At 47.2% G+C, this 20,136-nt stretch carries 29 protein-coding genes and 1 pseudogene; 29 read left to right on the forward strand and 1 reads right to left on the reverse strand.

All coding sequences use genetic code 11. The annotated features are described in order from the left end of the window. Positions 1 to 2 precede the first annotated feature (2 nt). The 29 genes and pseudogenes from rplD (at position 3) to carA (ending at position 16,152) form a co-directional block, all read left to right on the forward strand. On the forward strand, positions 3 to 632 hold the full coding sequence (gene rplD / locus ACYVIY_RS20870) for a 50S ribosomal protein L4 (RefSeq protein ID WP_460978344.1): 630 nt from the start codon (positions 3 to 5) through the stop codon (positions 630 to 632). A 4-nt stretch (positions 633 to 636) separates the two neighbouring features. Beyond that, positions 637 to 924, forward strand: coding sequence for a 50S ribosomal protein L23 (rplW, locus tag ACYVIY_RS20875; protein ID WP_381526253.1), 288 nt, complete (start codon positions 637 to 639; stop codon positions 922 to 924). A gap of 29 nt (positions 925 to 953) precedes the next feature. After that, positions 954 to 1,778: a 50S ribosomal protein L2 gene (gene rplB / locus ACYVIY_RS20880; RefSeq protein ID WP_460978345.1), complete on the forward strand. Its 825-nt coding sequence runs from the start codon at positions 954 to 956 to the stop codon at positions 1,776 to 1,778. Between the two features lie 9 nt (positions 1,779 to 1,787). Beyond that, positions 1,788 to 2,066 carry a 30S ribosomal protein S19 gene (gene rpsS / locus ACYVIY_RS20885; protein ID WP_020600951.1) on the forward strand — a complete coding sequence of 93 codons (279 nt, stop codon included), beginning with the start codon at positions 1,788 to 1,790 and terminating at the stop codon, positions 2,064 to 2,066. Between the two features lie 102 nt (positions 2,067 to 2,168). After that, entirely contained in the window at positions 2,169 to 2,561 is a 393-nt protein-coding gene (gene rplV, locus ACYVIY_RS20890) for a 50S ribosomal protein L22 (RefSeq protein WP_381526257.1), read from the forward strand. Positions 2,562 to 2,564: 3 nt separating this feature from the next. Continuing rightward, entirely contained in the window at positions 2,565 to 3,452 is an 888-nt protein-coding gene (rpsC, locus tag ACYVIY_RS20895) for a 30S ribosomal protein S3 (protein ID WP_460978346.1), read from the forward strand. Positions 3,453 to 3,549: 97 nt separating this feature from the next. Continuing rightward, positions 3,550 to 3,981, forward strand: a complete 432-nt coding sequence (gene rplP, locus ACYVIY_RS20900; protein ID WP_381526260.1) for a 50S ribosomal protein L16 — start codon at positions 3,550 to 3,552, stop codon at positions 3,979 to 3,981. 21 nt (positions 3,982 to 4,002) lie between these two features. Then, complete coding sequence (gene rpmC, locus ACYVIY_RS20905) at positions 4,003 to 4,197, forward strand: 50S ribosomal protein L29 (protein WP_460978347.1); 195 nt, start codon at positions 4,003 to 4,005, stop codon at positions 4,195 to 4,197. A 138-nt stretch (positions 4,198 to 4,335) separates the two neighbouring features. Continuing rightward, a pseudogene (gene rpsQ / locus ACYVIY_RS20910) lies at positions 4,336 to 4,584 on the forward strand (30S ribosomal protein S17); the annotation flags it as partial. A 3-nt stretch (positions 4,585 to 4,587) separates the two neighbouring features. Beyond that, complete coding sequence (gene rplN / locus ACYVIY_RS20915; protein ID WP_169550472.1) at positions 4,588 to 4,956, forward strand: 50S ribosomal protein L14; 369 nt, start codon at positions 4,588 to 4,590, stop codon at positions 4,954 to 4,956. A gap of 3 nt (positions 4,957 to 4,959) precedes the next feature. Further along, positions 4,960 to 5,319 carry a 50S ribosomal protein L24 gene (rplX, locus tag ACYVIY_RS20920; RefSeq protein ID WP_460978348.1) on the forward strand — a complete coding sequence of 120 codons (360 nt, stop codon included), beginning with the start codon at positions 4,960 to 4,962 and terminating at the stop codon, positions 5,317 to 5,319. A 21-nt stretch (positions 5,320 to 5,340) separates the two neighbouring features. Then, positions 5,341 to 5,898, forward strand: a complete 558-nt coding sequence (gene rplE / locus ACYVIY_RS20925) for a 50S ribosomal protein L5 (RefSeq protein WP_460978349.1) — start codon at positions 5,341 to 5,343, stop codon at positions 5,896 to 5,898. Between the two features lie 9 nt (positions 5,899 to 5,907). Next, positions 5,908 to 6,177: a 30S ribosomal protein S14 gene (rpsN, locus tag ACYVIY_RS20930; RefSeq protein ID WP_077919287.1), complete on the forward strand. Its 270-nt coding sequence runs from the start codon at positions 5,908 to 5,910 to the stop codon at positions 6,175 to 6,177. Between the two features lie 91 nt (positions 6,178 to 6,268). Continuing rightward, positions 6,269 to 6,667, forward strand: a complete 399-nt coding sequence (gene rpsH / locus ACYVIY_RS20935) for a 30S ribosomal protein S8 (protein ID WP_460978350.1) — start codon at positions 6,269 to 6,271, stop codon at positions 6,665 to 6,667. A 13-nt stretch (positions 6,668 to 6,680) separates the two neighbouring features. After that, a complete protein-coding gene (gene rplF, locus ACYVIY_RS20940; protein WP_460978351.1) occupies positions 6,681 to 7,238 on the forward strand; it encodes a 50S ribosomal protein L6 in 558 nt (185 codons plus the stop codon). Positions 7,239 to 7,354: 116 nt separating this feature from the next. Then, positions 7,355 to 7,708: a 50S ribosomal protein L18 gene (gene rplR, locus ACYVIY_RS20945; protein WP_460978352.1), complete on the forward strand. Its 354-nt coding sequence runs from the start codon at positions 7,355 to 7,357 to the stop codon at positions 7,706 to 7,708. 3 nt (positions 7,709 to 7,711) lie between these two features. Then, complete coding sequence (gene rpsE / locus ACYVIY_RS20950; RefSeq protein WP_163941476.1) at positions 7,712 to 8,230, forward strand: 30S ribosomal protein S5; 519 nt, start codon at positions 7,712 to 7,714, stop codon at positions 8,228 to 8,230. Positions 8,231 to 8,246: 16 nt separating this feature from the next. Then, on the forward strand, positions 8,247 to 8,426 hold the full coding sequence (gene rpmD / locus ACYVIY_RS20955; RefSeq protein ID WP_460978353.1) for a 50S ribosomal protein L30: 180 nt from the start codon (positions 8,247 to 8,249) through the stop codon (positions 8,424 to 8,426). Positions 8,427 to 8,520: 94 nt separating this feature from the next. Continuing rightward, entirely contained in the window at positions 8,521 to 8,997 is a 477-nt protein-coding gene (gene rplO / locus ACYVIY_RS20960; protein ID WP_460978354.1) for a 50S ribosomal protein L15, read from the forward strand. A 31-nt stretch (positions 8,998 to 9,028) separates the two neighbouring features. Next, positions 9,029 to 10,345 (forward strand): preprotein translocase subunit SecY, encoded by a 1,317-nt coding sequence (secY, locus tag ACYVIY_RS20965; RefSeq protein WP_460978355.1) that lies wholly within the window; start codon positions 9,029 to 9,031, stop codon positions 10,343 to 10,345. A gap of 6 nt (positions 10,346 to 10,351) precedes the next feature. Further along, the gene (gene map, locus ACYVIY_RS20970) at positions 10,352 to 11,191 is read left to right on the forward strand and encodes a type I methionyl aminopeptidase (protein ID WP_460978356.1); all 840 of its coding nucleotides are present in this window, start codon (positions 10,352 to 10,354) and stop codon (positions 11,189 to 11,191) included. A 7-nt stretch (positions 11,192 to 11,198) separates the two neighbouring features. After that, positions 11,199 to 11,417: a translation initiation factor IF-1 gene (gene infA, locus ACYVIY_RS20975; RefSeq protein WP_381526289.1), complete on the forward strand. Its 219-nt coding sequence runs from the start codon at positions 11,199 to 11,201 to the stop codon at positions 11,415 to 11,417. A gap of 10 nt (positions 11,418 to 11,427) precedes the next feature. Continuing rightward, entirely contained in the window at positions 11,428 to 11,544 is a 117-nt protein-coding gene (ykgO, locus tag ACYVIY_RS20980) for a type B 50S ribosomal protein L36 (RefSeq protein WP_009284800.1), read from the forward strand. 2 nt (positions 11,545 to 11,546) lie between these two features. Continuing rightward, complete coding sequence (gene rpsM / locus ACYVIY_RS20985) at positions 11,547 to 11,924, forward strand: 30S ribosomal protein S13 (RefSeq protein ID WP_020603978.1); 378 nt, start codon at positions 11,547 to 11,549, stop codon at positions 11,922 to 11,924. Between the two features lie 102 nt (positions 11,925 to 12,026). After that, the gene (rpsK, locus tag ACYVIY_RS20990; protein WP_171737784.1) at positions 12,027 to 12,422 is read left to right on the forward strand and encodes a 30S ribosomal protein S11; all 396 of its coding nucleotides are present in this window, start codon (positions 12,027 to 12,029) and stop codon (positions 12,420 to 12,422) included. A 78-nt stretch (positions 12,423 to 12,500) separates the two neighbouring features. Further along, positions 12,501 to 13,106 (forward strand): 30S ribosomal protein S4, encoded by a 606-nt coding sequence (gene rpsD / locus ACYVIY_RS20995; RefSeq protein ID WP_460978357.1) that lies wholly within the window; start codon positions 12,501 to 12,503, stop codon positions 13,104 to 13,106. Between the two features lie 183 nt (positions 13,107 to 13,289). Beyond that, positions 13,290 to 14,279: a DNA-directed RNA polymerase subunit alpha gene (locus ACYVIY_RS21000; protein ID WP_460978358.1), complete on the forward strand. Its 990-nt coding sequence runs from the start codon at positions 13,290 to 13,292 to the stop codon at positions 14,277 to 14,279. A gap of 61 nt (positions 14,280 to 14,340) precedes the next feature. Next, positions 14,341 to 14,964: a 50S ribosomal protein L17 gene (rplQ, locus tag ACYVIY_RS21005; protein WP_460978359.1), complete on the forward strand. Its 624-nt coding sequence runs from the start codon at positions 14,341 to 14,343 to the stop codon at positions 14,962 to 14,964. 84 nt (positions 14,965 to 15,048) lie between these two features. Continuing rightward, entirely contained in the window at positions 15,049 to 16,152 is a 1,104-nt protein-coding gene (gene carA, locus ACYVIY_RS21010; protein WP_460978360.1) for a glutamine-hydrolyzing carbamoyl-phosphate synthase small subunit, read from the forward strand. A 30-nt stretch (positions 16,153 to 16,182) separates the two neighbouring features. On the opposite strand, the gene ACYVIY_RS21015 is transcribed toward carA, so the two are convergent. After that, the gene (locus ACYVIY_RS21015) at positions 16,183 to 20,124 is read right to left on the reverse strand and encodes an AAA domain-containing protein (RefSeq protein ID WP_460978361.1); all 3,942 of its coding nucleotides are present in this window, start codon (positions 20,122 to 20,124) and stop codon (positions 16,183 to 16,185) included. Positions 20,125 to 20,136: the final 12 nt, after the last annotated feature.

A 20,136-nucleotide genomic window follows, 5' to 3' on the forward strand; every position in this document is an offset into this window, starting at 1 on the left:
CCATGGAAGTAATCGTATATAACAGCAAGGGCGAGGACACAGGCAAGAAGGTCACCCTTCCGGAAGAGGTTTTCGGTATTGAGCCGAACCAACACGCGATTTATCTCGACGTGAAACAATACTTGGCTAACCAACGTCAGGGAACTCACAAAGCGAAAGAGCGTGCCGAAAATGCGCACTCGACTCGTAAATTGAAGAAGCAGAAAGGCACCGGTGGTGCTCGGGCTGGTAGTGCTAAATCACCCGTATTCGTTGGTGGTGGCACCATCTTCGGTCCCCGTCCCCGCGACTACAGCTTCAAGTTAAACAAGAAAGTTAAATCGCTGGCGCGCAAATCAGCATTGGCTGTTAAAGCGCAGGCTAATAACATTTCGGTTATTGATAACATCGCTCTTGAAGCTCCTCGTACAAAGGATTACATTCAGTTCCTAAGCGCTCTGAACGTAACCGGTCGTAAGACTCTTCTCATTCTGCCAGATGTAAACGCGAACGTTGTTTTATCAAGCCGGAATGTGCAGAAAGCAAAGGTTACCACAGCTTCACAGGTAAATACCTATGATCTGATGAACGCTGACCAATTGCTGATTAGCGAAGAAGCTTTGTCAACCATTCAAACGCTGTTCGACAAATAATATCATGAGCGTACTGAAACGACCAATCGTCACCGAAAAGATGACGGGCCTTAACAAGCAGGGGAAGTATGCTTTTGAGGTTGAGCTAAAAGCGAACAAGCTCGAAATCGGTAAAGCCGTCGAAAAAATGTACGGTGTCAACGTTGAGTCTGTGCACACACTGCGGTCGCTGGGCAAAAAGCGTAGCAAGAACATTAACGGACGCGTTGTAACGGGGAAAACCCCAACTACCAAGAAAGCAATCGTAACGGTTGCAGAAGGCGAAGTAATAGATATCTACGCTGACCTGTAAACTAGCATTGCTCTACCAATTATTCAGTCATGGGAGTTAAAAAACTAAGACCAATAACGCCGGGTACACGTTTTCGCGTGGCACCCGACTTTGCGGAACTGACAGCCTCCAAGCCAGAGAAGAGCCTGCTGGAGCCCATCAAGAGAACCGGTGGCCGTAACAATGAAGGTCACCGCACTATGCGCTACATTGGTGGAGGTCATAAGCGGCACTACCGTATTATTGACTTCAAGCGCGACAAAGTCGGCCAACCTGCCGAAGTTTTGACTGTAGAATACGATCCAAACCGTTCAGCTCGTATCTCACTGGTACAGTACGCTGATGGTGAGAAACGTTACATCATCGCTCCTCAAGGTATTACTGTTGGTCAGACCGTAATGTCTGGCGAAGGTGCTACACCTGACGTAGGTAACGCTATGCCGTTGAACGCTATGCCGATCGGTACGATTGTTCACAACATCGAACTGACGCCTGGTAAAGGCGGAGCTATGGCTCGCTCGGCTGGTACGTATGCTCAGTTAGTAGGTCGTGAAGATAAGTATGCTATCCTGCGCCTTCCATCTGGTGAGACTCGCCGGGTATTGAGCGTCTGCGTTGCTACGGTAGGTTCGGTATCAAACCCTGATCACATGAACGTTGTGATGGGTAAAGCTGGTCGTAACCGTTGGTTAGGTATTCGCCCACGTACACGGGCTGTCGTGATGAACCCTGTCGATCACCCAATGGGTGGTGGTGAAGGTCGGGCATCTGGTGGTCACCCACGCTCGCGCAATGGCCAGTTCGCTAAAGGTCAGAAGACCCGTAAGAAGAACAAGGCATCGAACAGCATGATTATTAGCCGACGCAAAAAGTAACAGATAACAATGGCACGTTCACTTAAAAAAGGCCCATATATTGATTTTCGTCTGGACAACAAGGTGCAGGCGCAAAACGAATCGGGTAAGAAATCGGTCATCAAAACCTGGTCGCGTCGTTCGATGATTTCGCCAGATTTCGTAGGCCACACGTTTGCTGTTCACAACGGCAACAAGTTTATCCCCGTTTATGTCACTGAAAACATGGTGGGCCATAAGCTGGGTGAATTTTCACCGACGCGTAACTTCCGGGGTCACACCGCAAAGAAAGACAAGGGCAAACGATAAACATGAGTTGTATAGTTGTAGGGTTGTAAAGTCATATAGTTAGCTTACAAAACTAAACTTCATAACTCTAGAACTATACGACTTTACAACTCACAGTTTCAAATGGAAGCAGTAGCAAGACTTAGAGATGTGCCCACGTCGCCCCGTAAGATGCGGTTAATAGCTGACTTAATTCGTGGTCAGCGCGTTAGCCGGGCGTTGGGTTTACTAAAATATCAGCCGCAAGCCGGTGCCGCCGTATTGCAAAAAGTGCTGTTGTCGGCAGTTGCTAACTGGCAACAGAAAAATGAAGATGAGCGGATCGAAGACGCTGACCTTTATGTAAAAACGATTTTTGTTGATGGTGGTCCGATGCTTAAGCGTCTACGTCCAGCTCCTCAAGGTCGTGGTCACCGGATTCGTAAGCGGTCAAATCACATTACGATTGTGGTTGACAGTGCGGCTCAGTCTGCATTAACTCAGGTAGAAGAAACCACCCCTGAAAACGAACAATAAGAAATGGGACAAAAAATAAATCCAGTTGGCCTACGACTTGGCATTGTTCGGGGCTGGGAATCGAGCTGGTACGGCGGTAAAGAGTTTTCGGACAAACTCGTTGAAGACGAGAAAATCCGGAAATACGTAGCTGCACGTATCCCAAAAGGAGCTATCGCTCGTGTAGTTATCGAGCGTACGCTAAAGCGCGTAACGTTGACAATCCACACAGCTCGTCCGGGTATTGTGATCGGTAAGGGTGGTGGCGAAGTCGATAAAATCAAAGAAGAGCTGAAAAAGATCACGGGCAAAGATGTCCAGATCAACATCTTCGAAATCAAGCGTCCTGAGATTGATGCTAAACTGGTTGGCGAAGCAATTGCTCAGCAGCTACAAGCACGTATCTCTTTCCGCCGTGCCATGAAGCAGGCTATTCAGTCAGCCATTCGGGTAGGTGCGCAAGGTATTAAAGTAAAAGTGTCAGGTCGTCTTGGCGGTGCTGAGATTGCCCGTTCGGAGCAGTACAAAGAAGGTCGTGTCCCTCTTCACACGCTTCGTGCTGATATTGATTACGCCATTTCGGAAGCACAAACTGTCTACGGTAAAATCGGCATCAAGGTGTGGATTTTCAAAGGAGAAGTGTACGGAAAGCGTGATCTGTCACCAGCAGCTATGATGAGCCAAGCTCAAGCTGGCGAGCGTACTGCCAGTGCAAACGATCGCGGTGATCGTCGTGGTCCCCGTGGTGATCGCGATGGTAACGACCGTGGCGGTCGTGGCCGTGGTGATCGCGGTGGAAATGACCGTGGCGGTAATAATCGTGGCGGTGGCCAGGGCGGCAATCGTGGCGGTGGTAACAACCGCGGTGGCGGCCAGGGTGGTAACCGTGGCGGTGGAGGACCAAGACGATAAACGAGTTTCGGTTTTCAGTTTGCAATGTCGAATTTCTCTTGATAAATGCTTGTTAAACTGAAAGCCGCTAACTGCAATATGTAGACTTCTTACAAAGATGTTACAGCCAAAAAGAACAAAATTCCGTAAGCAGCATAAAGGGCGGATTCCAGGTATTGCCTCTCGCGGCCATGAAATCGCCTTCGGTACGTTCGGTATTAAATCCTTAGAGCCAGGTCGGATTACCGCTCGCCAGATTGAAGCCGCTCGTATTTCCGTAACGCGGGCAATGAAACGTGAAGGCCAGGTTTGGATTCGCATTTTCCCCGATAAGCCGATTACTAAAAAGCCAGCCGAAGTACGGATGGGTAAAGGTAAAGGTGCTCCCGAATACTGGGTAGCTGTAGTGAAGCCCGGCACGATTATGTTCGAAGCAACGGGCGTTGATTTAGCAACGGGTATGGAAGCCCTGCGCCTTGCCGCTCAGAAATTGCCAGTTCGGACCAAATTTGTGGTTCGGCGTGATTACCAGGAGCAAGGTGACGAGTAGTATCCTTAAGCGACGAACAAGATGAAAAAAGAAGATTTAAAAGGATTGTCAGCTGATGAGCTCCGCACGGAGATCAGTGCCGAGCAGGACCGACTGTTGAAGTTGAAGTTTGCTCATGCGGTATCTCCTATCGAAAACCCAATGCGCATTCGTGAGAGCCGTAAACGGATTGCTCGTTTGCACACGGAATTGACGGTTAAATCGGCACAAGCCTAATAAGATACGACAATGGAAGAGCAACAAGCACCAGCACCGCAGGCAGAAGAACAAGCTCCAGCGGTTACAGCAACAGAACAGCCGCAGGTAGCCGCCACTGCAACTCCTACCCAAGGTGATGCAAAACCGACGTCAGAGCGGAACGCTCGGAAGGAGCGCGTTGGAAAGGTGACTAGCAACAAGATGCAGAAAACGATCACGGTAGCGATTGATCGTAAAGTAAAGCATCCTTTGTATGGTAAGTTCCAGCACAAAACAAAGAAGCTGACAGTTCACGATGAGAACAACGAATGCGGTATCGGTGATACCGTTCGTGTGATGGAGACTCGTCCGTTGAGCAAGAATAAACGTTGGCGTTTAGTCGAAATCATCGAAAAAGCAAAGTAAGCCATGGTACAGCAAGAATCTAGATTAGGTGTAGCCGATAACAGTGGCGCGAAGGAAGTGCTGGTTATCCGCGTCTTGGGTGGTACAGGCAAGCGGTATGCGTCAGTCGGTGATAAGATTGTCGTAACGGTTAAGCAAGCGCTGTCATCCAGCAATATGAAAAAGGGTACGGTGTCAAAAGCCGTTGTCGTTCGTACAAAGAAAGAAATACGTCGTAAAGACGGTTCATACATTCGCTTTGAAGACAACGCAGCCGTATTGCTCAACAATAACGATGAGCCACGTGGCACCCGGATCTTTGGTCCTGTTGCCCGTGAGTTGCGCGAGAAGCAGTTCATGAAAATCGTATCGTTAGCCCCAGAGGTACTGTAAATAATGGAGAAGAAAATAACGCTGCCGAAACATAAATTCCACATCAAAACGGGCGATACGGTTCTCGTGATTGGTGGAAACTCAAAAGGCCAGCGCGGGGTTGTGAAAGAAGTAATTGTGGAAAAAGATCGTGCTCGGGTTGAGGGCGTCGCCATCATTACTAAACACACGAAGCCGACTGCTTCAAACCCGCAGGGTAGCCTGGAGAAAACGGAAGGATCTATTCACATCAGCAATTTGCAATTGATTGATCCTGCTACGGGCGAACCAACTCGCACAGGCCGTAAGTTGAACGATAAAGGGAAACTGCAACGCTTCTCGAAGAAGACAGGTAATTTCATTCCTGACTCGTTCCGTAAGTAACACTAAGAAAGGTCTAATAAGATGGCAACGCCAAGACTGAAAGAAAAATATGTAAATGAGGTTGTACCTCAGTTGAAGGACAAGTTCCAGTATAAGTCGGTTATGCAAGTACCGCGTCTGAGCAAAATTGTCATCAATAAAGGTATTGGAGCCGCAGTCGCTGACAAAAAGCTGGTAGACGTGGGTGTTGAAGAGCTTACCACCATCACAGGTCAGAAAGCTATTCCTACCTTATCGAAGAAAGCGGTATCTAACTTCAAACTGCGGGAGAAAATGCCCATTGGTGCGAAGGTAACGTTACGCGGTGAGCGGATGTACGAATTCCTGGATCGGTTAACGACTGTTTCGTTACCACGGGTACGAGATTTCAAAGGCATTAGCGACAAAGGGTTTGATGGCCGCGGCAACTACACTTTCGGTGTACAAGAGCAAATCATCTTCCCTGAAATCAGCATTGACAAAGTAGCACGTATATCGGGAATGGACATCACATTTGTGACAACGGCCTCGACGGATAACGAAAGCTATGAACTGCTGAAAGCAATGGGTATGCCGTTCGCAAACGCTGGTAAAAAATAACCAACCAACATGGCAAAAGAATCAATTAAAGCACGGGAACGGAAACGTGAAGCGCTGGTCGCCAAGTACGCTGCAAAGCGGGCTGCTCTGAAAGCCGCAGGTGATTACATTGGACTGGATAAACTGCCCAAAAATGCATCGCCTGTACGTTTGCACAACCGTTGTAAGTTAACGGGTCGCCCTCGCGGATATATGCGCAAATTTGGTATTTCACGGGTTACGTTCCGTGAGATGGCATCGGCAGGTAAAATTCCAGGCGTAACCAAGGCAAGCTGGTAAGTTCCAGAGGCCATTTTCATTTGTAATTCAGTTTCCGTAATTTTGCGAACTTTCTTGGAAACAGGGGTTTGCAAGTAACGCAACGCTAAGAATGAATACAGATCCAATAGCAGATTTTCTGACTCGAATCAGAAACGCTATCCGGGCTAAGCACCGGGTTGTGGAAATTCCTGCTTCCAATATAAAGAAAGAGATTACTAAGGTATTGTATGACAAAGGCTACATTCAGAACTATAAGTTCGATGATAGCACTCCACAAGGCATTATTAAGATTGCCTTGAAATACAATCCAACAACGAAGCAGCCTGCCATCGTTGACCTACAACGGATCAGCCGTCCTGGTCTACGTCAGTATCGGGGAGCCGATCACCTGCCACGAATTCTGAATGGTTTAGGTGTAGCCATCATCTCAACCTCCAAAGGTGTGATGACAGATAAAGAGGCTAAGACCTTGAACGTCGGGGGTGAGGTATTATGTTACGTATATTAATCCGAACTGAACGATGTCACGTATAGGTAAGAAACCCATCACCCTGCCCAGCAACGTTACGTTGTCTATTGACGATCAGAACATCGTCACTGTAAAAGGGCCAAAAGGTACGCTGACCCAGTCAATTGATCCGGATATTTCGGTTGCAGTTGAAGATGGTCAGATTCAGGTGAGCCGTCCTACTGAGCAGAAACGGCACAAAGCTCTGCACGGTTTGTATCGCTCATTAGTGAACAATATGGTAACCGGCGTAAGCGAAGGCTTCAAACTGGACCTTGAGGTAATTGGAGTTGGTTATAAAGCTTCTGTAACAAATAATGTTCTGGAGTTGCAACTCGGTTACTCACACAACGTATATGTTGCTGTCCCATCTGAAATTAAGGTAACCGCCGTTACAGAGAAAGGACAGAACCCAAAAGTTTATCTTGAAGGATCGGATAAACAACTTTTAGGCGATGTAGCCGCAAAAATTCGTTCGCTGCGTAAAGTTGAGCCTTACAAAGGTAAAGGTATTCGCTTCGTGGGTGAGCAGGTTCGCCGGAAAGCTGGTAAGTCTTCAAGCAAGAAATAGTTTGGTTGTTTATCTGTTCGATTGTTTAGCTGTTAGTATCAGAACAACAGTCAAACGGATAAATAATTAGACAGACAAACATTTTTAAATCGCCTATTTGGTCGGAATCAAATAACATGGCAACGAATAAACAAGAAAGAAGACAGCGGATCAAGTTTGGTATCCGGGCAAAAGTTTCCGGAACGGCCGAGCGTCCTCGACTGTCAGTTTTTCGCTCAAACAAAGCAATTTATGCACAATTAATCGATGACGTTGCTGGCAATACGTTAGCATCTGCTTCGTCGGTTGAGTTGAAGAGCGAGATTGAAGGTAACACTGTTGAAACCGCAAAAAAGGTTGGACAACGGTTAGCTGAAAAAGCAGTTGCTAAAAATATCAACGCCGTCGTGTTTGATCGCAATGGCTACTTGTATCACGGTAAAGTAAAAGCATTGGCCGACGCAGCCCGCGAGGGTGGCCTTAAGTTCTAAGCAATGAACACGAACGCAGCAAGACCGACAAAGTTTAACGAAGCCGACCTGAAAGAAAAGGTGGTGGCCATCAACCGCGTAGCGAAGGTGGTAAAAGGTGGTCGCCGGTTCAGTTTCTCGGCGATTGTCGTCGTCGGCGACGGAAACGGTGTCGTTGGTTATGGATTGGGTAAAGCCAATGAAGTAACTGACGCTATTGCCAAAGGAGTTGAAGATGCTAAGAAAAACTTAGTACAGATTCCTCTTCTGAAGCATACAGTACCTCATGAGATGGAAGGTAAATTCAGCGGTGGTTTTGTTCTGCTGAAGCCTGCTGCTCCGGGTACAGGAGTTATTGCTGGTGGTGCTATGCGGGCCGTTCTCGAATCGGCTGGCGTACGTGACGTACTGGCAAAATCGAAAGGATCATCTAACCCACACAACGTAGTAAAAGCGACTCTTGACGCGCTGCTGAAAATGCGGTTGCCTCACCAAGTGGCTTTCCAACGTCAGGTTAGCTTAGCTAAAGTGTTTAACGGTTAAAACAGGAGCAACAGACATGGCACGGGTACGTATCACACAGGTCAGAAGCACCATTGACCGTCCGCAAACGCAGAAGAATGCAATCAAATCGTTAGGCTTGGGTAAAATCAATCGGAGTGTCGAACTTGAGTATAATGATGCATTGAAAGGTGCACTTACGAAGGTTCAACATTTAGTAAAGGTTGAAGAAATTTAAGTATCTTTGTGATTCTTTTGGCTCTCAAGCTATCGTGAACAAGTGTTTACACGGATAGGAGAATCAAAAGAATCATTTTTTAACTAATAATACAATGAATTTAAGCAACCTTAGACCGGCAAAAGGTTCCGTCAGAGAGCGCAAGCGAGTCGGACGCGGGCAAGGCTCTGGTATGGGTGGTACGTCTACCCGGGGTCACAAAGGAGCGCAATCGCGCTCAGGTTATAGCCGCAAGACTCACTTTGAAGGTGGTCAGATGCCACTTCAGCGTCGTGTTCCCAAGTTTGGCTTTAAGAACATCAACCGCGTTGAGTATAAGCCGCTGAATCTTGATTCGATTCAGGCACTAGTTGATCAAACAAAAGCGACTGTAGTTGATATCGACTTCTTACGTCAGCATGGCTTGATTAGCAAGAATGACCTGGTGAAGGTGTTAAGTCGCGGTGAACTTACAGCAATTGTCGAAGTTCATGCGCACGCTTTTTCATCCAGCGCGAAAGAAGCTATTGAGAAAGCAGGCGGTAAGGCCATCGTGCCAACCAAACAGGCGAAAGAGGAAGCAGCGAACTAAGTTGTGAGCATGGCAATAGCCGACCTATCATATGAACCGACTCATCACCACGTTTAAAAATATTTTTGCAATTGACGAGTTGCGGAGTCGAATCCTCAACACGCTGTTGTTTATCACAGCGTTTCGTCTTGGTTCGGCTATCGTACTGCCGGGCGTTGACCCTAACAAACTAAACTTAAATCCGCAGGGATTACTTGGTTTGTTGGACACCTTCCTGGGTGGTGCTTTCAGCAAAGCGTCAATTTTTGCGTTAGGCATCATGCCGTACATATCGGCTTCGATTGCCATCCAGTTATTAACGCTAGCACTGCCTTATTTCCAGAAGATGCAGAAAGAAGGCGAATCTGGACGTAAGCGGTTAAATCAGATTACTCGAGTACTCACTATTGGGGTAACGGCGGTACAGGCGATCACTTATATCCGTACTACCATACCACAAGAGGCTCTTTTAATCGACCGTGGGCTGTTCACGATTTCTTCTCTATTCATCCTTACGTCAGGTACAATTTTTTGTATGTGGCTTGGTGAGCGTATAACGGATAAAGGTATTGGTAACGGGATCTCAATGATTATCATGATTGGGATTGTGTCACGTCTTCCGGGCGCTATTATCGGTGAGCAACAGTCTCGTGGTTCAGCAGGTATTCTGATTTTTGTATTGGAGCTTGTCGCCCTTTACTTTGTCGTGATGGGGGCGGTTGTCCTGACGCAGGCTGTGCGACGTATTCCAATTCAATACGCCAAACAAGTAATCGGTAATAAAGTAGTCGGTGGTCAACGGCAGTACCTACCTCTAAAGCTTAACGCGGCAGGGGTTATGCCGATCATCTTCGCCCAGGCGCTGATGTTCATCCCGACTTATCTGGCAGGTCTCTTTGCTGAGAAAAGCGATTTTGCTGCGGGTGTTCAGAATGCTTTCCAAAGCTACACGACCTGGCAGTACAACGTTTTGTTCGCTTTGTTGATTATCGTCTTCACCTTCTTCTACACTGCTATATCGGTCAACCCAACTCAAATTGCTGATGATATGAAGCGGAGTGGTGGGTTCATCCCTGGTGTGAAGCCTGGTATTCAGACTTCTGAATATATTGGAACTGTTCTCGACCGAATCACGTTACCAGGTGCTATTATGTTAGCTATCGTGGCAATTTTACCAGCAATTGCTAACCTACTTGGTATGACAAGCGGATTTGCTCAGTTTTTCGGGGGAACATCGCTGCTCATTATGGTAGGCGTTGTATTGGATACGCTGCAACAAGTAGAAAGCTATCTGCTGATGCGTCGGTATGAAGGATTAATGAAGTCAGGGCGTGTTCAAGGTCGAACAACCGAGACAGTAGCTGCCTAATTCAGAATGGCCGGTTCAGATAAGAAAGACAAAGTAATTTTTATCAGAAGTGATGAAGAAATCGCTTTGATAAAAAGTAGTGCACAAGTTCTGGGTAAAGCTCATGCTGAAGTAGCTAAACTAATTCGGCCAGGAATCGCTACGAAGGAACTTGATAAGGTTGCCGAGACGTTTATTAAAGATAACGGTGGCATTCCGTCTTTCTTAGGGTATAATAAGTTTCCTGCATCGTTGTGTATATCAGTTAATGACGTAGTGGTACATGGATTTCCTAGCCGCTATGAACTTCGTGATGGAGATATTATCTCAATTGATTGCGGAGTTAAACTAAACGGGTATCACAGTGATAGCGCGTATACATATCCAGTTGGCGAAGTAAATCCTTCGATAAGAAGGCTGCTTTCCAGGACTAAAGAATCTCTTTATGTTGGTTTAGAAAAAGCCGTTGAAGGGAATCGTGTCGGTGATATTGGTTACGCTATTCAGTCTTATACAGAAAAGTTTGGCTATTCTGTTGTTCGGGAGCTGGTTGGGCACGGTGTTGGGGAGAATCTACATGAAGCCCCAGAAGTGCCTAATTATGGTAAACGAGGACAAGGCCCCAAATTACTCGAAGGTATGATATTAGCTGTAGAGCCTATGATCAACTTTGGTAAAAAGGGAGTAGTACAGGAACGGGATGGTTGGACTATTCGTACGGTTGACAGAAAGCCCTCGGCTCACTTCGAGCATACTGTTGCTGTACGGAAAGGAAAACCTGAAGTGTTAACAACCTTTGAATATATAGAAGCAGTCACCGCGAACACGAGCCTGATGGTCGATACACCGGAACTGATGGCAGCATAAAGCGAACATGGCAAAGCAAAATTCTATAGAGCAGGATGGAGTTATTTTAGAAGCGTTATCAAATGCAATGTTCCGGGTTGAACTTGTGAACAAGCATGAGGTAATCGCTCATATATCCGGTAAGATGCGTATGAATTACATAAAGATCTTGCCTGGAGACCGCGTGAAATTGGAGATGTCGCCCTACGATTTAAGTAAGGCACGGATTGTGTACCGGTATAAATAAATAAGGAACCATGAAGGTCAAAGCGTCGATTAAAAAGCGCAGTGAAGACTGCATTGTGATCCGTCGGAAAGGGAAACTGTACGTGATCAATAAAAAGAATCCCCGTTATAAACAAAGACAAGGCTAAGAATGGCACGTATTGCAGGTGTTGATATTCCAGACAAGAAGCGTGGCGAAATTGCGCTGACGTACATCTATGGCATCGGCCGTAGTCGGGCTAAAAAAATTCTAACTGATGCTGGTATCAGCGTTGATAAGAAAGCCAGTGAGTGGTCAGACGATGAAGCTAGTGCTGTACGTAATGCCATCTCTAACGAGTATAAAGTAGAAGGTCAGCTGCGCTCAGAAGTACAGTTGAGCATCAAACGTTTGATGGACATTGGTTGCTACCGTGGTCTTCGGCACCGGAAAGGATTGCCAGTTCGTGGTCAACACACTAAAAACAACTCGCGTACTCGGAAAGGTAAGCGTAAGACAGTTGCTAATAAGAAGAAAGTAACGAAGTAATTAATTGGTCGTTCATCGCTGTTAGGATCATTTACAGTCATTAGAGATACTGATGACAATTAATGAAAACCAGCGGCATATTGACGATTACCTCAAAAAACAATGGCTCAAGCAAAACGCAAAGACAAAGCGAAAAAGCGGGTGGTGGTTGTTGAACCAGTTGGTCAGGTACATATCCGGGCTACGTTCAATAACATCATTATCTCGATTACCAACATGAACGGCCAGGTTATCTCCTGGGCGTCAGCGGGTAAAATGGGCTTCCGTGGCTCTAAGAAAAATACCCCTTATGCTGCTCAAACGGCCGCTCAAAACTGCGCAGCTGTTGCGCATGACTTAGGCATGCGGAAAGCAGAAGTTTTTGTGAAAGGTCCTGGATCGGGTCGTGAATCGGCTATCCGTACCATTCAGAATTCTGGTATCGAAGTGACCACAATCCGTGATATTACCCCGCTGCCGCACAATGGATGTCGGCCGCCAAAACGTCGTCGCGTATAATTACGGATGGCATGAATAGGGGCAGGTGACATTAAGTTGTGTCTGTCCGATGTTTCACAATATTCATTCATTGAACGAATGGCACGTTATATTGGGCCAAAAGCCAAAATTTCGCGTAAGTTCGGTGAGCCGATTCTCGGCCCCAGCAAAGCGCTTCAGAAAAAGAATTATGGACCGGGTATGCACGGTCGGGGTCGTAAACGGAAGCAGTCTGAATACGCGCTCCAATTGCTGGAAAAGCAAAAAGTAAAGTATACGTATGGCATTCTGGAACGTCAGTTCCGTGCCTTGTTTCACCGCGCTCAGGTACGTGAAGGCATCACCGGGGAGAACCTGTTGAAACTGTGCGAAGCACGTCTTGACAACACTGTATACCGCTTAGGTATCGCTTCTTCGCGTCGGGCTGCTCGTCAGCTTGTATCGCATAAGCATATCATCGTTGACGGTGAAGTAGTTAACATTCCTTCTTACTCTTTGAAGCCAGGTCAGCTGATTGGCGTTCGCGAAAAGTCGAAGTCATTGGAAGCTGTTACCTCCAGTTTATCGGCACGTAATATCAAGCGCTATAACTGGGTTGAATGGGATAATCAACAAATGACGGGTAAATTCATTAGTTACCCCGAGCGTGATCAAATTCCAGAGAACTTCAACGAGCAGGCAATCGTCGAATTGTATTCGAAGTAGTGAATTGGCTGGCAGAACTCGAATGGGTTCTGCTGCTATTATATATAGTTTGGTTAGCTCATTAGTAGACGTTTGTCAACTACTCACAAACGTAACACTGCAAGCGTTCAAGTAAGTGAGTAATCAAACAGTATTTGAGTCTTCACGCCAAGGCAGAGAACTGCTGTAAACAATACGAAACGTATGTCAATTTTAGCGTTCCAAATGCCCGACAAAGTCGTAGTGGAGAAAGCCGACGACTTTCACGGGGTGTTTGAATTCAAACCCCTTGAAAAAGGATACGGTGTAACGATTGGTAACGCGCTTCGGCGTATTCTGTTATCATCCCTGGAAGGATATGCCATCACAAGCGTAAAATTTCCGGGTGTGTTGCACGAGTTTTCTTCCATTGAGGGCGTAGTTGAAGATGTGACCGAGATTATTCTGAACCTGAAGATGGTTCGCTTTAAGAAGATCTCGGACATGGTTGACAACAAAATCACTGTCAACATTAAGAAGCAATCGGTTTTAAAAGCCGGAGATATATCTAAATTCTCGCCATCGTTCGAAGTGCTAAATCCTGAACTGGAAATCTGCCACATCGATGATACGCGGGATTTAGAAATGGAAATTTTTGTGGAGAAAGGCCGGGGCTACGTTCCTGCTGATGAACCACGGGCCAATGAACTGCCGTTTGGGCATATCCCAATCGACGCTATTTATACGCCGATCAAGAACGTAAAATACAGCGTTGAGAACACCCGGGTTGAGCAAAAAACGGACTATGAACGCTTATTGCTGGACATCGAGACTGATGGCTCGATTCACCCGGAAGAAGCGTTAAAAGGCGCGGCTTACATTCTGATTCAGCACTTCATGCTGTTCTCTGATCAGTCCATGACCTTTGAAACGGCTAAACCGGAAGAGGAAAATGTGGTTGATGAAGAAGTACTGCACATGCGGAAACTCCTGAAAACGTCATTGGCAGATCTCGATTTGTCAGTACGTGCCTATAACTGCCTCAAGTCAGCCGATGTACGTACATTGGGTGATCTGGTTCGGTTGGAGATTTCTGATATGATGAAGTTCCGTAATTTTGGTAAGAAGTCGCTGACGGAGTTGGAGCAACTGGTTGCTGAGAAGAACCTGACGTTCGGTATGGACGTCGCTAAGTACAGACTAGACGAAGATTAATCGATATTCGACCGGTGCGTCAGTTGTGAAATTCACGCACCGGTTTTGATTAACCAAAACAATGAGACACGGTAAAAAAGATAACCACCTAAGCCGGACGCACTCGCACCGCGAAGCGATGTTGCAGAACATGGCCTCGTCGCTCATCCTGCACAAGCGTATTGAGACGACAGTTGCGAAGGCGAAAGAGCTTCGTAAGTTCGTAGAGCCGATTTTAACGCGGGCTAAAGACGATACCTACCAAAATCGTCGGATGGTGTTCCAAACGCTGACGAACAAAGAAACAGTTAAAGAACTGTTTGGAACAGTAGCTGATAAAATTGCCAGCCGCCCGGGTGGTTATACGCGCATCATTAAATTAGGTAACCGGTTAGGCGACAACGCTGAGACTTGCCTGATTGAGCTAGTCGATTTCAACGAAGTTCTGATTGCGGCCGCTACTGAAAAAGCAACGGCAACTACCAGAACTCGCCGGAGCCGTCGGGGTGGTTCTAGCCAAGCTGCACCTGCTGCCGCAGCTCCAGTAGCTGCTGCCGAAACTGTAGAGACCCCAGTAGCCGAAGAAGCGCAGACAGCGGAAGCAGAAGATACTACGCCGGTAGCTGAGGCACCTGCTGCCGATGCAACAGAGGAAACACCTTCTACGCCGGAAGCGTCGGCTGACGACGAAACCAAACAGAGCTAATGATTCAACTGTTGTTCATACAAAATAGGGGTTAACCGTTAGGGTTAGCCCTTTTTTTTAATAGTTCAAGTCTAAAAAGCACTTATGAAACATACACGGCAACCCGAAGCCTTGCTGGTTCTGCAAGACGGCTCTGTTTATCGGGGATTGGCTTTAGGAAAAATTGGTACCGCTGGAGGTGAAATATGCTTTAACACCGGTATGACTGGTTATCAGGAAATATATACTGATCCGTCGTATTATGGACAAGTAGTTATCAACACTACATCACACATTGGTAATTATGGTGTATTAAACAACGCGGAGCAGGAGTCGAACAGCGTGAAAATCCGCGGAATGGTTTGTAACTTCTTCTCGAATATTCATTCGCGGTACACAGCTGACGGTTCATTACAGGACTACTTCGAACGGGCTAACATTGTCGGCATTCACGGGGTAGACACTCGGCAACTGGTGCGGTACATACGCTCGAAAGGCGTTATGAACTGTATTATTTCGTCTGAAATATTAGACCCGGCTGTACTTCTGGCTGAGCTGAACAAGGTGCCGGATATGGAAGGCTTAGAGCTTTCCTCTGAAGTGTCTACGCCAGAAGCCTACGAAGAGGGCGATCCCGAAGCTAAGTTGCGCGTAGCTGTCCTCGATTTGGGCGTTAAGCGCAGCATCCTGAGCAATTTTAATGAACGCGGTGTATTCTGCAAAGTGTTTCCTGCCCGCACCTCTTATGAGGAGTTAGCTGCCTGGAAGCCGAACGGATATTTCATCGCCAATGGACCCGGAGACCCTGCTGCTATGCCATACGCTGTCGAGACCGTGAAACAGGTTCTAGACGAAGAAAAGCCTGTATTTGGTATTTGCTTAGGCCATCAGATTTTGTCGTTAGCCAGTGGTATCTCAACGTATAAGATGCACAATGGTCACCGTGGCTTAAACCACCCAGTTAAGAACCTAATTACCGGGCATTGCGAAGTTACTTCGCAAAACCACGGATTTGCCGTTCGGGCGGAGGAAGTGATGGACCACTCAAACGTTGAATTGACACATATCAATCTAAACGATAAAACGATTGAGGGGATTCGCCGGAAAGACAAACCTGCCTTCTCGGTTCAATATCACCCTGAGTCGTCGCCAGGACCGCATGATTCGCGGTATCTGTTCGATCAGTTTGTAACGATGATGAATGAATAGTGAAAAGCCCAGAGATGTCTCTGGGCTTTTTTAATTAGCTGAGTTTCGCCAGTATTCACGGCTCCACATTCGCTGGAATAGCCATTGGCGGCTTGTTAACGTAATGGGTAAATAGGCGTGGGCTTGCTTGGGAGATTGTTGAAAATAGGCTTCATCATCGGTCAGAATAAGTGATTGATACGTATCTTCATTTTTAATGGTCAAGTCGGCAAAAGGTAGCTCTGGTTTCCAATTAGAGTGCGTCAACGCTAATTTGTCTTTTAGCAGGGCGCTGGAAGGCAATACCGGGACGTATTGAGATGTTACCTGAAAACGACCCTGCGATACGTCAAGTGCGTATTGAAGGTAAGCTTTCAATACCCTAGGCCCTTCGTTGAGGGTATTTTCCACGGAAAGCTCATCGGGCCAAAGGCTAGTCACGACGTAGACCTTTTCTCGGGCTCGGGTAATGGCTACGTTCAGGCGATTTTCACCACCCAGTGTGTTCAGGCTTCCAAACAGCATCGATAACCGACCACGTTGATCCGGAGCATAGCCTACCGAGAAAACAATAATATCGCGTTCGTCACCTTGCACATTCTCGATGTTTTTTACAAACAGCTGAGGGATCTGCCTATGAAGCGACTGGTTCTCGACTAAGTCCTGAATTAGTTGCTGCTGGGGGTAATTGAAGGTGACTACTCCGACTGAATGGCCGCGATATTTAACGGCTAGCTGGTTCAACAGCTTAATTACGGCCTCTGCTTCTGCCTCATTAGTTTGCTGATGCCACGTTCCCCTAACATTCTGGTACTGAATAGCTGGTTCGTGATCATTGACATCCTGGAAGTGGGGAAGGAGAGAAAGCTTGTTCTGATAAAAGTATTTGTTTGAAAAGGTAATCAAATCAAGGGAGCGACTCCGGTAGTGCTCCGTCAACGAGACTTGGGGTAAATACTGAGCCCCTAACTCAAGCAGCGATTCGACTTCTAAAGCCGCAGGGGTTTCGTCTTCGGGTACTAGTTCGTCCAGACGAATTCGATATAAATCCGTGGGGCGGAGTTGCTGTTTATCGCCCGTAATCACAATCTGCCTTCCGCGCGCAATAGCCGGAATGCCATTCTCGGCAAAGCACTGCGAGGCCTCATCGAAGATAACGAGATCGAACAAATCGTCCCGTAGCGGAAACATAGCGGATACCGATTCGGGCGAGGCAAGCCAGCAGGGCACCAACTTGAACACTTCATCCGCAAACGATTCCATCAACTTCCGAATAGGCCAGACGTTACGTTTCTTAGTTGTCTGATGCCGCAAGTCGCGGTACGTTACTCTGTTGTTTAAGCGGTTAAGTGTTAGGTTACGGTACGTTTGTTCGCGTAGTTTCATCAGGAGTATATCGCGGCTGAGGGCCTGCTTACGCTGAACGCTTTGCTGCAATGTCTGCTCGGTTTGCGCCAGTTTCAAGGAGGAAACACTACGTAGTTCGGGATGCTTGCGTTCGAGGTGGTCGAGCCAGGTCAGACGTAAGCTGTTCAGAAATAGCTTTGACCACGTACCGGCTGGATGAGCGGCCAGACGATCGATAACCAATAGTTCCGTTTCAGAAAAGCTATTCTGCAATCGATCGGCTTCGACGAGCAAATCAAAATCCTGCTGAAGAACTGCCTGAAGCGACTCTGCATACGTATCGTCCTGCCAAATCCGGTCGAGCTGTCCGCCTGTTAAGTAGGTATGTGCTTTCTGATATTGTTCCGCGACAGCACTAGTGCGGGTGAGTAGGGCAGTTACCGTTTGGATAAACTCCTGATGAGGCAAATCAATTAGCGACGACAGACCATGTATTGATTGTAAATCTGTGATACGTTGTAGTACGTGTCGGGCCTGTTGAATTACCCGCATACTTGCCGGGCTGTCTGGTAACGATAAGTTCGCCAATAAAGGAGCAGTTTTTTCATGAAGAGCGTTAAGTTCAATACGCTTCTCTATTTTCACCGACAACGTTTCTAAATCGCTTTCTGCCAGCGTAAGCCCATTTGCCAAAGCTGTTTGCTGGACTTGATTTTTGCCTGAATCGGTCAACAACCACCAGTTCCAGCGCACCCAGGCTGATCGGGCTGCGTGAGCGTTAGCTATCAGTGCCTTGAATGCGAAAAGGTCACTACTCGCCAGCGTAACCTCTGGACCAGGCGACAGAAGTAGGCTTTCCCAGGAGTGGGCTAGTTCATTGAGGTAGGCTTCGTCGATACGTAAAGCAGCATGGTTCGGATGCCGGTGTAACTGTTGAACAAGCTGCCATAAACTAGTCGGATCTGATACATCGAGAAGTGCTAGTAGGGTGGTTAACTCCTGACTGTAAGCCTGCCAGGTAAGTAGTTGATCCAGCGAAAGCACTTCGCCCACTAACTCGCTGGATTGAGAGTCAGTTGCCAGTCTGGTGTCTCGCCACAACGTAATGGTTTGCTTGATTTTCTGTAAGTCAGAACTTGTAAACAAAGTAAAGTTGACTCGGTTCACCCATGCGTGATCTGGCCCTAATCGCTGGTGATACGCGGCATATTCATTTAACCGTCGGATAAAGTTATCCACATCGGATAATCTAAATTGTGGATAACTATCATCTAACGTAATAGACGAATCGTTCACCCGGCTGGTCAGATACAGTTCTTTTGGGGAAACGCCACCTTCGCTGGTGTCAAAAAGTGCCTGTTTAAAAGCGGTTAATTCAGTAACTGCCTCGTCAATACGACGGCTTTCGGTATCAAAATCACGTTCAATCAGTACGGCGTTGAGGCTGTTATTCTGTTGCTGATAGGATTCGACCTGCTCTATTTGCCTGGCTATTTGAGCGTATAGGTCTCGGCGGTCATCCTGAAAGTCGTGGACTAAGGCTAGAAACGCACTCATGCCTACCTCGTTCAAACGCTCTGCAACAACGTCGAGGGCGGCTCGCTTCTGACAAACCAGCAACACCCGCTTACCGGCTGCCGCAGCGTCGGCCATCAAATTCGCGATCAACTGGGACTTACCTGTTCCCGGTGGACCTTGAACCACCAGAGATTGCCCCAATTTGACTGCGCGTAAAGCAGCCTCCTGCGACGCATCCATTGGCAGGGGCGTGTGGATAAATCGCTCCGGGAGAGTAGAAACAGGAGCTAAAGAAACGGGTGAAAACTGAAGGTCATCCGTTACCTCATCGGTTTCATCGAGTTGATGGTTGTTGATCAGTTCATCGTAATCCGGCACGAGAAAAGAACCCGCCTGGGGAAAGATGCCAAGAACGGCTTCGGGATGCAGTTTCAACTCGCCGGTGCGCGTTAACTGATCCAAATCTTTAGCCGTCTGCTTATCGAAGAACTGAAGTTTATCGGCGAATAAATCCTGATTAAAGTTGATTTCGAGCGAACTCTCTTTTAGCCATTCATACAGTTGCGTCCGGAACACCAGCGAATCTTTATCAAAGTCATCGGCGCTTTTTTCAATGACTTCGTCGGGAATCGTTATGTGATTGAATTGGCCATACGCCAGAACCAGCGTCGGATTTAGAAAGGCCAGTTCGTCACCGCGTCGGGTTAATTTCCAGAATTTTCCCTGCTGTTCGAGTTGCACGGGAAAGAACAGGAGCGGCCCATGAACCACCGTCCCATCCAGAAATTTACCCCGGACGAACGGCCAGCTAACATATAAATCTTCGGTGCCCCGTTCTTCTTCAATAAAGCGCGCTGTGCGGTCAATACGTCGAAGCCGACGGCTTACATCGTTGCTACGTTCCTGACGAGGATCAAGCACTTCGCACACAGAAATTGACCCCTTGCGGGCGATCAAATCCGCTATGATGCTAAACGATGGCTTATTGAGAAGGAAATCGATTTCGTGCAAATCCAGAAACTGACTGGCTGGTAGGCCCGAGAGCAAAAGCAGGCGATTGCGGCTGCTGAGATTCGTTAATCGCCGACGAAGAACTTTAAGTACGGATGGTTGAAGCGGTATTTTCACAGGAGCTAAACC

The organism is Spirosoma knui, from assembly GCF_054780635.1.